Annotated in this window: 14 protein-coding genes; 11 read left to right on the top strand and 3 right to left on the bottom strand. The window is 58.4% G+C overall.

The window, feature by feature from the left end:
* Nucleotides 1-160: 160 nt before the first annotated feature.
* The 5 genes from ACILSO_RS19650 (at nucleotide 161) to ACILSO_RS19630 (ending at nucleotide 3,804) form a co-directional block, all read left to right on the top strand.
* Nucleotides 161-1,267 (top strand): serine hydrolase domain-containing protein, encoded by a 1,107-nt coding sequence (locus ACILSO_RS19650; protein WP_395739152.1) that lies wholly within the window; start codon nucleotides 161-163, stop codon nucleotides 1,265-1,267.
* Nucleotides 1,268-1,366: 99 nt separating this feature from the next.
* Entirely contained in the window at nucleotides 1,367-1,900 is a 534-nt protein-coding gene (locus ACILSO_RS19645) for a hypothetical protein (protein ID WP_395739151.1), read from the top strand.
* An 11-nt stretch (nucleotides 1,901-1,911) separates the two neighbouring features.
* Nucleotides 1,912-2,577 (top strand): tetratricopeptide repeat protein, encoded by a 666-nt coding sequence (locus ACILSO_RS19640; protein WP_395739150.1) that lies wholly within the window; start codon nucleotides 1,912-1,914, stop codon nucleotides 2,575-2,577.
* Between the two features lie 41 nt (nucleotides 2,578-2,618).
* Nucleotides 2,619-3,062 (top strand): hypothetical protein, encoded by a 444-nt coding sequence (locus ACILSO_RS19635; protein ID WP_395739149.1) that lies wholly within the window; start codon nucleotides 2,619-2,621, stop codon nucleotides 3,060-3,062.
* A gap of 418 nt (nucleotides 3,063-3,480) precedes the next feature.
* Complete coding sequence (locus tag ACILSO_RS19630) at nucleotides 3,481-3,804, top strand: hypothetical protein (RefSeq protein ID WP_395739148.1); 324 nt, start codon at nucleotides 3,481-3,483, stop codon at nucleotides 3,802-3,804.
* A 625-nt stretch (nucleotides 3,805-4,429) separates the two neighbouring features.
* Here ACILSO_RS19630 and smpB read toward each other — a convergent pair.
* Both smpB and ACILSO_RS19620 read right to left on the bottom strand, forming a co-directional pair.
* Nucleotides 4,430-4,891 carry an SsrA-binding protein SmpB gene (smpB, locus tag ACILSO_RS19625; RefSeq protein WP_395739147.1) on the bottom strand — a complete coding sequence of 154 codons (462 nt, stop codon included), beginning with the start codon at nucleotides 4,889-4,891 and terminating at the stop codon, nucleotides 4,430-4,432.
* A gap of 69 nt (nucleotides 4,892-4,960) precedes the next feature.
* A complete protein-coding gene (locus ACILSO_RS19620) occupies nucleotides 4,961-5,164 on the bottom strand; it encodes a DNA-directed RNA polymerase subunit omega (RefSeq protein WP_395739146.1) in 204 nt (67 codons plus the stop codon).
* 131 nt (nucleotides 5,165-5,295) lie between these two features.
* Here ACILSO_RS19620 and gmd point away from each other — a divergent pair, with 131 nt between their 5' ends.
* Nucleotides 5,296-6,318, top strand: coding sequence for a GDP-mannose 4,6-dehydratase (gene gmd / locus ACILSO_RS19615; protein ID WP_395739145.1), 1,023 nt, complete (start codon nucleotides 5,296-5,298; stop codon nucleotides 6,316-6,318).
* A 30-nt stretch (nucleotides 6,319-6,348) separates the two neighbouring features.
* Nucleotides 6,349-7,470 (top strand): Gfo/Idh/MocA family protein, encoded by a 1,122-nt coding sequence (locus tag ACILSO_RS19610; RefSeq protein ID WP_395739144.1) that lies wholly within the window; start codon nucleotides 6,349-6,351, stop codon nucleotides 7,468-7,470.
* A 4-nt stretch (nucleotides 7,471-7,474) separates the two neighbouring features.
* On the opposite strand, the gene ACILSO_RS19605 is transcribed toward ACILSO_RS19610, so the two are convergent.
* Complete coding sequence (locus ACILSO_RS19605; RefSeq protein ID WP_395739334.1) at nucleotides 7,475-7,888, bottom strand: deoxycytidylate deaminase; 414 nt, start codon at nucleotides 7,886-7,888, stop codon at nucleotides 7,475-7,477.
* Between the two features lie 199 nt (nucleotides 7,889-8,087).
* Here ACILSO_RS19605 and ACILSO_RS19600 point away from each other — a divergent pair, with 199 nt between their 5' ends.
* From ACILSO_RS19600 to ACILSO_RS19585, 4 genes are all read left to right on the top strand, one after another.
* Complete coding sequence (locus ACILSO_RS19600; protein ID WP_395739143.1) at nucleotides 8,088-8,312, top strand: hypothetical protein; 225 nt, start codon at nucleotides 8,088-8,090, stop codon at nucleotides 8,310-8,312.
* Between the two features lie 131 nt (nucleotides 8,313-8,443).
* A complete protein-coding gene (locus tag ACILSO_RS19595; protein ID WP_395739142.1) occupies nucleotides 8,444-10,156 on the top strand; it encodes an outer membrane beta-barrel protein in 1,713 nt (570 codons plus the stop codon).
* Nucleotides 10,157-10,248: 92 nt separating this feature from the next.
* A complete protein-coding gene (locus ACILSO_RS19590; protein ID WP_395739141.1) occupies nucleotides 10,249-10,962 on the top strand; it encodes a polysaccharide biosynthesis/export family protein in 714 nt (237 codons plus the stop codon).
* 192 nt (nucleotides 10,963-11,154) lie between these two features.
* The gene (locus tag ACILSO_RS19585) at nucleotides 11,155-13,344 is read left to right on the top strand and encodes a polysaccharide biosynthesis tyrosine autokinase (protein WP_395739140.1); all 2,190 of its coding nucleotides are present in this window, start codon (nucleotides 11,155-11,157) and stop codon (nucleotides 13,342-13,344) included.
* Nucleotides 13,345-13,348 lie beyond the last annotated feature (4 nt).

The following is a 13,348-nucleotide window of genomic DNA, read 5'->3' as shown; positions in this document are numbered from 1 at the left end:
GTGAAAACGAATTCCACTGCCATCCTCGCCACCTTGGCTCTGATGACCTTTTCTGTCGGTGCTGCGCCGCCGCCGACAGTGGCCACTCAATGCTGCCCGTCCCATGTGGAGAAAAATTGTAACCGAGAGCGCCATTTCCGGCAGGTATAAGCATATGAAGATGATTCCCACCGCCATCCTCACCACGCTTGCTCTGGCCTTCTTTCCTGTCCGTGCTGCTCCGACGCCTCCGAAGGATGTCTCGACGCTGCTTGCCCCCATCATTCAAAAGAATGACCTGCCAGGGATGGCGGCAGCCGTGGTTCGCAAAGGCGAAGTCGTCGCCCTCGGTGTGGCGGGAGTGCGCACGCGGGGCAGGGGAGACAAGATCGCGGTCGATGACCTGTTTCATCTCGGCTCCGACACGAAGGCGATGACCGGCTTTCTCTGCGGCATTCTGGTGGATGAAGGAAAGCTGAAGTGGACTCAGACCCTTGGCGAAACTTTTCCCGAGTTGAAAAAGAGCATGAGCGCGGAGTATCAGGCTGTGACGCTTGAGCAGTTGCTTACGCATCGCGGTGGTGCTCCTGCTTCCCTCGAAAAAGATGAGCTTTGGGGAAGGCTTCGCCAGCATCAGGGGGCTGCCACGAGTGCGCGTCGGCTGCTCCTGAAGGAGGTCACCTCCAAGCCGCCCGAAGCGGTGCCGGGCGGGAAATACATCTACTCCAATGCCGGCTACGCCATGGCCGGGCACATCGCCGAGAAGGTCACGGGCAAATCATGGGAGGACCTCATGCGGGAGAAAATTTTCCTCCCGCTCGGCATGACCTCCGCAGGCTTTGGCGCTCCGGGCAAGCCCGCGAAAAACGACCAGCCTCGTGGCCACAAAGCTGATGGCACGCCCGTGCAGCCCGGCCCTGAAGCGGACAATCCCGCCGCCATCGGCCCTGCCGGCACCGTGCACTGCTCCATCGGTGACTGGGCCAAATTTGTCGCGGCCCAGCTTCCCTCCGCCAAGATCAAACTGGTGAAACCCGCCACCCTCGAAAAGCTGCATACGCCCGGCGCTGGCGAGCCGAAATACGCCATGGGCTGGATCATCGCCGACGGCCAGCCGTGGGCCGGTGGCCGTGCTCTGTCCCACAATGGCAGCAACACCATGTGGATGGCCTGCGCCTGGCTCGCTCCGGCCAAAGATTCCGCCATTCTGGTCACCTGCAATCAGGCCGATGCCAAGGCCTGCAATGAGGCGGTGCTGGCGATGATTGCGGATCAATTCGAAGATTAAGGCAGCACGCTGTATCGCTGGAGGCCTTCATTTCGCGGTGGCCAGAAAGGCTTGGTATGATGTAGGATTTTCCGAAGCAGGCACCACATCATCCACCTCATGAGACTCGCGCTGATCTTTTTATCCATCATCGTTTGTGTGATGCTTCATAGTCCCGTGTGCCACGCGGCTGATCCCGCAGGCAGCGTCAAACGCACCGAGACGACACCTGAGGAACTTCGCGATCTCAGCATCACCTTCGAGCGCCTGTCGTTCACCTTTCCAGAGGCGGTGCAGGGACGCTTCTGGATCGAGGCGGAGAAGGATGGCAAGGAGGTCAAAAAGCACGACATTCCCAGCGATGCCGTGCCTGCCTCCACGAGCTTTGCCCTTGGCTACGTGCACACCGCCGACCATTCCGTCTTCGTCTCGGTCACCACCACGCATGATGGGCGTGCCGACCGCAGGACGGGCAGCTATGGCGCGGGTGTGAATGGCGGCACGCGCACGGTGACCTACACGCCGACCTCCGACCAAGTCCCCCTCGGCGTGCCCTTTGAGCTTTTCAGTGCCGAGGTGAAACCGGGCTGGAGGCATGAGAAAGATCCCACGTGGCGTTTCCGCATCATGGCGCAATTCACCGCACCTCAATAACATCTACCGCCATGCCTTCCTCCGACGATCCGCTTGTCATTCGCAGTCAGCATCTGGATGGGCAGTCGCATTTCCTGTGGCTGCCGGGCCGGAGACAGAGGCTGGCGGCTGAAAGTTATGACGTGGGATACGCCTGCCGTAGCAGCGGCAATGTGCCCCTGGCAGAAACCAATTTCCGCCGGGTGCAGACGCTGCTGCAAGGCGTGCGCCCCTCCAGATTCAAGCGAAGCATGGCTACGTGCAGCCTCCTCGCGGCCTCCCACAATCATCTTGGCATGCTGTGTCTGGATACAGGACGGCCGGCGGATGCACGGCCTTCGTTTGACCGTGCCATTGAAATCCGGAAAGAGCTGCTCCGCCTCTTCCCGAAGGAGCGTGAAAACGAGATCTACCTCGGCGGCGCGCTGTGCAATCGCGCCCACTCCGTGGCGGACTCAGACGCAGCTGAGGCGCGCGATTTCTACCAGCAAAGCCTGGCCATGCTGCGCCAGCCTGACAAGCCCTGTGAGTGCGCCTACTGGGACGAGGAGCGGCAGTCCTGGTGGTGCACGCAGATGGAGGCGCTGGGGAATGCCCTTGGCATGCCGTGGGTCTTTCTGGCACCGCAATTCATTGACAACGCCATGCGCGGCCTCGACTCCCTGAAGGCGCCTGACTCAGAAAAATCGGCGTCCTAAAATCCAATCTTCAGGCCTTCAACTCCAACACCCTCATTCCCATGATCCTTCGCAGATTTCTCTTCGCCATCGCCCTGCTTGGCACCGCCATCGTCTCCGCAGCCCCCGGAGACCCCATCGATCCGAAAACGTTTAAAGACACCGTGTCACTGCCGCTCGGCACGCAGGGCACCATTCAGTTCAAGCAGGAGGGGGCAGCGATCACCGCCGCCACGCTCGTCGCGGATCCTGACGGAAAGTTGCCGGGCATCCGGGTGGACTTCAAGCAGCAGCATGAATTCCTGGGCCTGAAGGTCAAGAACGCCCTGACCAAAGCGCTCCGTTACCGGGCCGCCATCCGCCTGAAAGGCAGCAAAGATTTTCAGGAAACGAGCCTGATCAATCCCATCATGGCCGGTCTCCTGGGGTATGAGACGTGGAAGGACCCCATCGAGGAGCTGGTGCTGTTTGATTTCAAACTCACCGCCGAAAAGCCCGAGCTGTAAGTGCCTGCCTCCCCGCTGGTTGCCGGTTGCCCACCCTAAGCACGGCAACTCGGCAACCGGACACCTCGCCGCCTGTTTTGGGATGCGCATGAATGGGCATTAGAGAGCAGCAAGTGGTATGTCGTGGCACTGAAGGGCAGTATTTTTGCTATGTCAGCATTTGCAGGGGCGGCAACCGGAGCCCTCCTCAAGTTGCCGTGGTTTTGAGGGGCGGAGCCGGAAGGGACAGGTGGAAAACATCTCCTCTCTGAAATGGAATGGCGGTGAAGGACCGTTGCATTGGAATGAAAAAGTCCCCGCCTGCAGCCGGACAGGGGGTATACCATCCTTCTTTGATCCAAGAAAGACTTAGTCCATTATCTCGTTGTCGCTGTCGGCTGCACACACGCGAATGCGCGCATACCTCAAGATCTCTTCCATGAATGCCTCAACTCCTCCGGAACTCCCGCCTGTCTTCTCTCAACCAACTCCTGGTGGCATGGCAGGCACGCCAAAGCCGCAGGATGACCCCAAGGCCGCTTATAACATCCTAGCAGACAAAATCGGCGGTGTGCCCAACCTGCGGAAGAAGGACAATGTGTTTCAGGCGAAGATGGTGGGGGTGTTTCTGCTGATCGGTTGTGGCGCGGGCTGGGGCCTCGGCAGCTGGCCCTCGGGAGTGGGGATCGGTGCGCTGGGCGGCTTGATCAGCGGCACTCTCATCAGCGGCTTTGTGCTCATGATCCGGGGGCTGCGGCGCTGAGGCTTCCACTGGCTGGATGCCGGTTGCCAAGTTGCCGTGCTTAGGGTGGGCAACCGGCAACCATGGTGCTGATACGGCTCTCTGCGGAGTGTGCAACGGAGCGCAAATGGAGGAAGCCAAGGGAAGGGGAGCGCGCGAGGAGGAAGCAATCTGACGCCGGGGCGCTGCGAAATCATGGCAACCAGCAGGCCTCTCAAGTTGCCGCCGTTTCTGCCGGATGATAAGGTGGCGCGTCAGGCGAATCACCCCGGCAACCCATTCCCATGAAAACATCAGGCACTCTTGAGCACGCCATGAGAACCACGCGAATTCTCCTCTTCAGTGCTGTGCTTTTATCAGGCACCGGTTTTATTTCGGGATGTGCCACGACGAAGGGCAGTGCCTCCTATGCCCAAAGTCAGGGAGCTGATGAGGAGGAGGTGTCGGGGGTGAAAAAAGTGGGCGGTTACTTCCTGGGATTTCTCTGCGCCTCAGCCCAAAGCATTTTAGGGCAGGGCGGTTCGTTTGGTCTCTGAAGGCCGCAAGTCTTCACGGTAATTGTGAAGAAGGGATGGGATGAAGTTTATCTGGCACGAGATCCCACAGGTCGGGGCGGATGGTCGTCAGATGCCAGAGCGGCATTTCTCTACCGCCGGTTCTTGTCATTGAAATTGGCCACGGTCCTGGCGGCTTCGCGCTTCTCGGCCTTGTCCTTGAGGTCCTGGCGCTGGTCGCCGTGGGTTTTGCCTTTGCCGACGCCGATTTCGACTTTGATGCGCGGGCCTTTCCAGTACATGCGCAGAACGGGGAGGGCGAGGCCCTTCTGCTGGGTCTGGGCCAGCAGCTTCATGATTTCGTTTTTATGAAGCAGCAGCCGGCGGGTGCGGCGGGGCTCGTGGGTGGTGTGGCTGGCTTTGTCGTAGAGCTGGATGTCACAGCCATACAGCCAGACCTGGCCGCGATCCACGCGGGCGAAAGCATCGGCGATGTTGAGCTTGCCGAGGCGGATGGATTTGACCTCGGTGCCGCGGAGTTCGACGCCAGCCTCGTATTTTTCGAGGATGTGATAGTCGCGGGGGGCTTTGCGGTTCGTGGCGATCTCGGACATGGGTCGCGCGGGGGGAACCGCTGAAAACTGACAAATGAACGTGCGGTTCTGCCGGGGGAGGGCAGGGGCCTAGTTCTTGTCGATGCTGGCGATGGTGACTTTGCCCTGGATGATTTCCATGAGGGCGAGGTCGGCTTCACGGAGGCCGGGACGGCGCTCGACGAGGACGGCATGGCCTGCGGCGATCTGACGGACTCGCTTGGAGACCATGTTGATCAGAACGGGGTGATCTTTGACGATTAGCGCGGCTTGTTCGACGAGGTCAGCTCTCATGATGTGGATTTTGGGCCTGGATTGGGGGGATAGAGAATATAGGGGGCGGCGTGGGGTGCAACTGTTATGTTCCTGCTTTTCCCCTTGCGAAAATGGAGGCGGTACTGTCTGATCGGCGCTCGATTTGACTCATGAAGAAAGCGCTCATCACCGGCATCACAGGACAGGACGGCTCGTATCTCACGGAACTGCTGCTCGAAAAGGGCTATGAAGTTCACGGGATCATCCGCCGCGCCTCGTCCTTTAACACGGGACGCCTGGAGCACCTGTTTCAGCCGGAGTCGCATCTGCCGTCGAAGAATCTGCACCTGCATTATGGGGATCTGATGGACTCGGTGGCACTGGTGAAGCTGCTCTACGATTTGAAGCCGGATGAGGTGTACAACCTTGGCGCTCAAAGCCATGTGCGGGTGTCTTTTGACGTGCCGGAGAGCACCGGGGACATTGTGGGCCTGGGCACACAGCGTATTTTGGAGGCCATCCGTGAGACCGGGCTGGTGGGCAAAGTGCGCTTCTATCAGGCGTCTTCCTCGGAAATGTTTGGCAAGGTACAGGAAGTGCCGCAGACGGAGACGACGCCTTTCTGGCCGCGCTCTCCATATGCCTGCGCCAAGGTGTACGGCCACTGGCTGACGGTGAACTACCGTGAGAGCTACGGGCTGCACGCGAGCAGCGGGATCCTTTTCAACCATGAGTCGCCACGCCGTGGGGAGACCTTTGTGACGCGCAAAATCACCCGGGCTGCAACGCGCATCAAGATGGGCCTGCAGGACAAGCTTTTCCTCGGGAACATGGATGCCAAGCGCGACTGGGGCTACGCGAAGGATTACGTGGAGATGATGTGGATGATGCTCCAGCAGGACGAGCCGGATGATTATGTGATCGCCACGAACGAGACGCACAGCGTGAAGGAATTTGTGCAGGAGACCTTCGGCGCGCTGGACCTGGACTGGGAGAAACACGTGAGCTACGACGCGCGCTATGAGCGGCCGGCGGAGGTGGATCTTCTGATTGGTGACCCGGCCAAGGCGCGCAAAAAGCTGGGCTGGGAGCCCAAGGTGAAGTTCAAGGAACTGGTGCAGATCATGGTCGAGGCCGATCTGAAGCTGGCGAAGCATGAACTCGCCGTGAAGAACGCGACGACGGCTGTTTGATTTGGCCGGACCGCTGCGTTTGAACCAGCTATGAAAAAGATTGGGATCGGGATTATCGGCGGCGGCCTGATGGGCCGGGAGATGGCGAGCGCCTTCGCACGCTGGTGCGCCCTGACGGATGTGGAAGTGCAGCCGGAACTGGTGGCGGTGGCGGATCTGGTCGAGGACGTGCGGAACTGGTTTCGCCGCATCCCCTCCTGCACCCAGATCACCGGCGGGTACCAGGAACTTCTGCTCAATCCTGCGGTGGACGTGGTGTATGTGGCTGTGCCGCACAACCTGCACGAGAAGATTTACTGCGACGTTTTGGCGGCAGGGAAGGATCTGTTTGCGGAAAAGCCGTTCGGGATCGACCTCGCGTCTGCGCGGCGCATCGCGGAGGCAGCGCAGGCTTCAGGCCGCTTTGTGCGCTGCAGCTCAGAATTTCCCTTCCTGCCCGGCGCGCAGCGGGTGATGCAGCATGTGAAGGAGGGCAAACTCGGCCGCGTGCTGGAAGTGGTGGCCGGCTTTCATCACAGCAGCGACCTGGACGCGACGAAAGCGGCGAACTGGAAGCGCAAGTCGGCGAGCTGCGGAGAGATCGGCGTGCTGGGAGATCTGGGCATGCATGCCTGCCACATTCCTTTGCGCCTGGGCTGGCGGCCGCAGCGGCTCTTTGCGCAGCTGCAGAAGGGCTACCCGAAGCGGCCGGATGGCAAGGGCGGGATGGCGGACTGCGACACCTGGGACAACGCCCTGCTGAACTGCTGGACGGAAATCGGCGGGAATGAGGTGCCGCTGCGGTTTGAAATGAAGCGCATGGCGCCCGGAGAGACGAACACGTGGTTTCTGGAGGTGCTAGGGACAGAGGGAGGGGTGAAATTCAGCACCAAGGAGCCGAAGACGCTGTGGATCTTTGAGAATGGCAAGGAGCAGTACTGGAAGAAGACTGACCTGGGATTTGGCATGCCGTTCAAGACCGTGACTGGCGGTATTTTTGAGCCGGGATTTCCGGACATGATCCAGCAGATGTGGGCGACCTATCTGATGGAGCGCGAGGGGCTGCTGGCAGGGCGGTGCGGCTGCGCCACGGTGGAGGAGGCGGTGGCCACGCAGGAGATCTTTGCGGCGGCGCTGGCCTCCCACCAGCAAGGGGCGGTGACGGCGCTCTGATCCCTCACAATGAGCCCGCTGGAGAGATGATCTGCGGGTAGTCAGCCAGTTGCAGGAGCGGGATGCCGTAGCGTGCGGCGATGGCATCTGCCTCGGACTCAGGGTAGTCGTCGCGGAAATACACCTCTTTAACGCCGTAGGCGCAAAGCATCTGCATGCAGCTGGTGCAAGGCTTGGTGGTGCAGGCGACGAGGCGGACATTGCCACGGGTAAAAAGGCTGCAGAGGTTCACCTCGGCGTGCAGCATGAATTTGCGCCGCGCATCGCGGTCCGCCCAGAAATCAGCGTCGGCATTGTAGCCGGGAGCGAGACCATTGTAAGCCGTGCCGATGACGCGGTTGTCAAAATCAATGGCCACGGCGCCCACTTTTCGGAACGGGTCCTCGGACCTCAAGCTCGCGACATGAGCGAGGGCCATGGCATACTGGGGGATGGTGAGTCGCGCTAAAGGTGGCAGATGGCCTTCGATATTAGACATGGCAGCACATGAACTTTGATGGTGGTGACGTCAATGGAGAGAGGTGACGTCGATTTTGGAATCAAAGTAAAAATTCATTTGAACACGTGTTATTGAACATATAGTGTTCATATGAGTTATTTAATCCAACGCCGATGCCATGAATTCATCCAATTCCAAGCGTGTTCCGATCCTGAAGATCTTCAGCAAATTGCGTCAATTGATTGCTGTCGTACCCGAGGCAAACGCGCCTTATCGTTCGTGGGACAGAGCGTCGACCCGGGAGATTCAGCTAGAGTTTGATTTTGAGCATCGGAGACGAATTGGCCTTAAGCGGCTGCAAATTCCCCTGTCGGCCAAAGTCGGCTTGGAGGGGAAGAAATAAGGATTTTCTTGAGACTGAAGCCCAATAATGGAGCGGAAGAGGCGATGTGGCAAAATCGGGACAAATTTAGTATGGACAAAGGCATCCAAAATTGCTTCTATCGCTTTTAATCCCGATCCAACTCTCCCGTCATGCTGATCAAACACTCTCGACTCCTGCCCTGCAATGCTCTTCTGATGGCGTTTACTCTTACGGTAGGCTGCTTGCTGCCGCAAAAATCGAGCGCGCAGTTTGGTGTTTCTCCCTCACAGACCAGCAACTTCTTCAATGACCTGCGTTCCCGAGCCGGTCAGCTCAAAAAGAGCGCCCAGTCAGCTGCGCGTTCCCAGGATGTGGTCTACGACTATAATAAAGGAGCTTACGTGAGCCAGGAAGATCAGGAGGGCTACCAGAGCCTGCAGCAGCTCCTGCGTTCTGACCGCCAGATTTCCCAGCCTTCGGTACGAAGCGGCAGCTCAGCGTTCGCAGCTCGTGCGGTGGGTGACTATACCACCTATTCGGGTCAATATTCCCAGGCGCTCAGCTATTTTGCCCCCACCTACACTTCAGATCCGTTTTTGTCGGGAAAGCGCAACCTGATGCTCGGGCCGGTCAACATTGGCTTGGGACTTTATCAGGGTTTTGAGTACAACAGCAACATTCGTCGTACCGCCACCCCTGTTTCTGACATCATCAGCAGCACACTTCTTAATGTGAGCGCCAACTACCGGATCTCGCAAAACAATGTGCTGAGCATCACCGGTGGCATCGGCGTGGACCATTATTTCAACCATCCGGAGCTGGCGGCTTACGGCAACGGCAGCTATCTGATCAACGTTCTGCCCGGTTCCACGATCGCCTTCGATATCAAGGCTGGCCCGGTGAACATCACCATTTATGACCGCATGTCCCTGCGTCCGGCGCTTAACAACGCCTTTGTGGGAGCAGCAAACAACTCGAGCTTCGGTGTGTTCCAGAACGACTTCGGCATTGCAGCCAACTGGCAGATCAACTCGGCATGGGCGCTTGCCACGAACTACACGAACACGATTTCTGAAGCGCTGGGCAGCGCCAACCAGCAGTTCAGCCGTACGATGAACTCCTTCCATGCGTCCCTGACCTACAGCCCCACCGCGACGTGGATCTTGGGAACGGAAGGCGGCGTCTCTCTTCTGCGCTACGTCAAGCCCGTGCTCAACGACGGCACCCTGGTCAACTGGGGCGCATTTGTCAGTGTTCCGATCGGCAAATCGACCGTCATCAAGATGTCCGGTGGCTTGCAGAACTTCACCTTCAAGGCACCCACTGTGCTTCCGCCAGCCGGTCCGGGAGACAGTTCCAATCTTCATGGTTACTATTACAACCTGAGCATCACGAACCAGCTCAATGCACGCTTCAGCCACACCCTGACTGTCGGACACGAGTCCTCCATCAACCTTGCTTCAAACTTCATCACGGCTGACTTCATCAACTATGGTGTTTCGATGGTCGCCTGGAAGGGTGGTCGTTTCTCGATCTCGGGCTACTATGAAAACGCCCGTCCTTCTCTGACCGACCTGTCTCCGGTGCCTGCCTTCCCAGGCACGGGCTACAAGCTGACCCAGTTCGGTGTTGACGTTTACTACACGCATCAGATCACCACCAAGCTGCGCGCTGGCACGGGTTATCACTTCGGTCGTGCAGACTACTATGGTGTGGCCGGCCGCGATGCCGACCAGAACGGCTTCTCGTTCGATCTGAACTATGCGCTTACACCCAAGGCAGGTGTGAACCTTGGCTACCGTTACTTCGTGACCAACTACAAGCAGTCCGCCGGGGATTCGACACAGACGCGCGTGATTTTGGGCCTGAATTACAATTTCTAACGAAACGGACCAATATTGGTCTATGAACTTCGAAATCAGCCAGCCGGTAAAAACGCCGGTGGCTGGAGGCGTCAAAATCGATCTTCAATACCATGAAAAAGCTAGCACTGTCGTTTCTTCTCCTGTCCGCAGCCCTGCCAAACCTCTCGGCACAAGACCCTGGATTCCGAATTCCTGAGCAATCGAGATCACGACAGGCCGCAGCACCGTCCGGGCCAATCAACGCAGGGGCTTCGCTTCTGTCCTCCATGGACAACCTGGACAACAATCAGCCCATTTCGTCAGGGGACACCATCAGCATACGCGTGCTGGAAGACCGCCGTGATGCGGTGCAGCAAAGAGTGGCGGTGACCGGGGAAGTTCAGGCTCCGTACGTGGGTCTGGTTTCGGCGAGAGGAAAAACCTGCCGAGACCTTGCTTTCACCATCAAAAAAGAGCTCGAGAAGAACTTCTTCCAGCACGCCACGGTTCTGGTGGCGATCGACCAGTTCGATCCTGAGACAGCGATTAAGACAAAGGAATACGAACTCGACTTCTATGTGATGTTCGGAATCGTGGCCCGCCAAGGGAAGTATGATCTCCCGGCCAACGAAGACATTTCCATCAGCCAGGCCATCCTGCGTGCGGGCGGTTTTGCCCAGTTTGCAGACAAAAAGAAAGTAAAAATTATCCGCAAGACGCCTCAGGGCAACAAGACCATCCTGGTGAACGTGGACGGCATCATGCGCCAGGGAGATCTGGCTCGCGACGTGTTCATCCGCAAGGATGACGTGATCATCGTCGAGGAAAAGACCGTGAACTTCTAAGGCAGGTCGTGGATTGACACAGGTTCTTCGATTTAATCGAGATGAAGTTGAGATAAAATCGAACAGTCGGGCTGCCGAATAAATCAAATGGCTTAATTGCGTTTTTGAGCGAGTCTGCGCTCCCGGGAAATTGTCGGGGGAACAGCAGGCTCGCCTGGCAGCCTGATAGAACAAATTTGGATAATCGAAATCATGGAACAAAACCTCACTCTCCCAGGGCAGGCGCAATCGAGCACGCTGAGCCGCATTCACGAGGCTTCAGCTAAATTCCAGCGCTACAAAATTCTCCTGCGCCGCCGCTGGTGGTTCTTGCTTCTGACGGCGAGCATTGGGGTTTGTGTGCAGGCATTGCGCATCACCGGTCGGCCTCAGGAGTTCCGCTCGCTGGCGAAGCTGGTGGCAGGCGGCCAGATGGTGTTTAACGACAGTGTTTCGTGGCGTGAGCAGCAGGCCGACTTCTACGGCACGATTATCGAAACGGTGGAAAGCGCTGAAATGAAACGGCGCGCACTGGAACGTGTGCGGGCGCTGAATCCCGACGTGAAGGACTCGGACGTGGAAATTCGTGTGGCTCAGACCAAAGGGTCGGCCATTTTCAACATCCTCGCGACCGGGTCGGAGCCAAAGTATACCCGCATCTTTTTGGACGCGCTGCTGGATGAGTTTATCGCGTTCCGGCAGAGCATCCGCGAAGCCGCGCAGGGAAAGGTGCTTCAGCAGTTTCTTCAGGAGGTGGTGAACAAGCAGAAGGTCATGGAGGAGAGCCTGGACCGGCTGACGAAGTTCAAGGCTGCCAACAACATCCTTACCATCACCAACGGCAACAATCTTGCCGCCCAGTACCTCGTGAATCTGGAAAACCAGCGGGATACGCAGCGCACCGCGCTTGAGGATCTGCGCCTGGCCATCGCCAACGTGAACGCCGCGATGGAGGCGCGCGAACGCATGCTGAACGCCACCGGTGCGGCCCCTGCCAACGCGGCCGCCAAGGGAGCCGAAGGAGCGCCCACGCCGGGAGTCAAATCCGAAACGTCTCCAGGCAGAAATGGCATGACGATGGCCGAGCAGGATTATCTGCGCACGAAGTCAAAGATCACCGAGCTGAAGACCAAACTGGATTCTTTGCTCACTCAGTTCAAGCAGCAGCACCCGATGGTGCAGGATGTGTCGGAGGATCTGGCGGCGCAGAAGGCTCTTCTTACCTCCTACGCGGAGCAGATCCAGCAGGAGATGCACACTCAGATGGCTGACATTCAGCGCCGTGTGCAGGTGCTGGACGCGCAGATTGCCGAGAAGCAGAAAGAAGCACTCGATCTGGGTGGCAAGATTGCCGAGCATGACAAGTATGAGAAGGCGGCTGAGACGGCCAAAATGGCCTATGACAAGCTGTTTGAGAAGGTGGAGCAGATTCAAAACATCTTTAACACCCAGGCTGACTACGTCGCCATTCAGGAGCGCGCCACTCCCGCCTCTGAAAACGTGGAAGACTGGGTCATGCCCATCGTCATCGGTCTGATTGCCGGCATGGGCGCGGGCATCGTGATCCTGCTGCTGTTTGACCGTCTGGATGACCGCATGAACTCCTACAGCGAGTTCCAGGCGCTGTTCCCCGGCGAAGCCGTTCTGGGACAGGTGCCGGAGCAGAGAAACCGCGGAGATGTCGCGCTGCTGCGTCCGAACGATGACCGCCATCTCTATGCGGAGGCGTTTAGGAATGTCCGCTCGTCCATTCTCTTCAAAAACTGGCAGGGCAAGCCCCCGAAGACCATCCTCATCACCAGTGCGGTGCCGAACGAAGGCAAGACCACCGTCACGTCCAATCTGGCGGTGACCATGGCGCTGGCGGGCGCTCGTGTGCTGCTGGCTGACTGTGACTTGCGTCGTGGCGGTGTGAGCGAGCTTTTCAAGCTGCCTTCCACCCCCGGTCTCAGCGAAGCCCTGCGTGGCAAGCTCCACTGGCGCGACGCCGTGCAGGAAACCAGCACGCGCAATCTGGACCTCCTGGCCCGTGGCGATGTCTTTGACCAGACCTCCGAAATGCTTCTCTCCAAGACGGCGGAGGAAATGCTGAAGGAAATGTCCGAGGAGTATGACTATGTCATCTTCGACAGTGCTCCAGTGCTTGTGGCTGACGACACGGCCAGCTTTGCTCCGAAACTGGATTCCGTGCTCTTCGTGGTGCGCATGTCCTCCACGATGGCCCGCCTCTCCGGCAAGGCGCTCGATCTGCTGTATGAACGCCAGGTGAACATTGGCGGCGTGATCCTCAACCGCTCCAGCTCGAACCTCAAAGAGTACACTTACTACAACTACGCCAGCTACTACTACGCTCCGGCCAAGACGCCAAACCAGCCCGCGGAGCCTGCTGCTGCCAAGTCCTGATTTT

It is taken from the genome of Prosthecobacter sp. (assembly GCF_044226605.1).
GTDB lineage: Bacteria > Verrucomicrobiota > Verrucomicrobiia > Verrucomicrobiales > Verrucomicrobiaceae > Prosthecobacter.
Note: the sequence above shows the minus strand (reverse complement) of the source record. Positions and strands in the feature narration are given on the sequence as shown.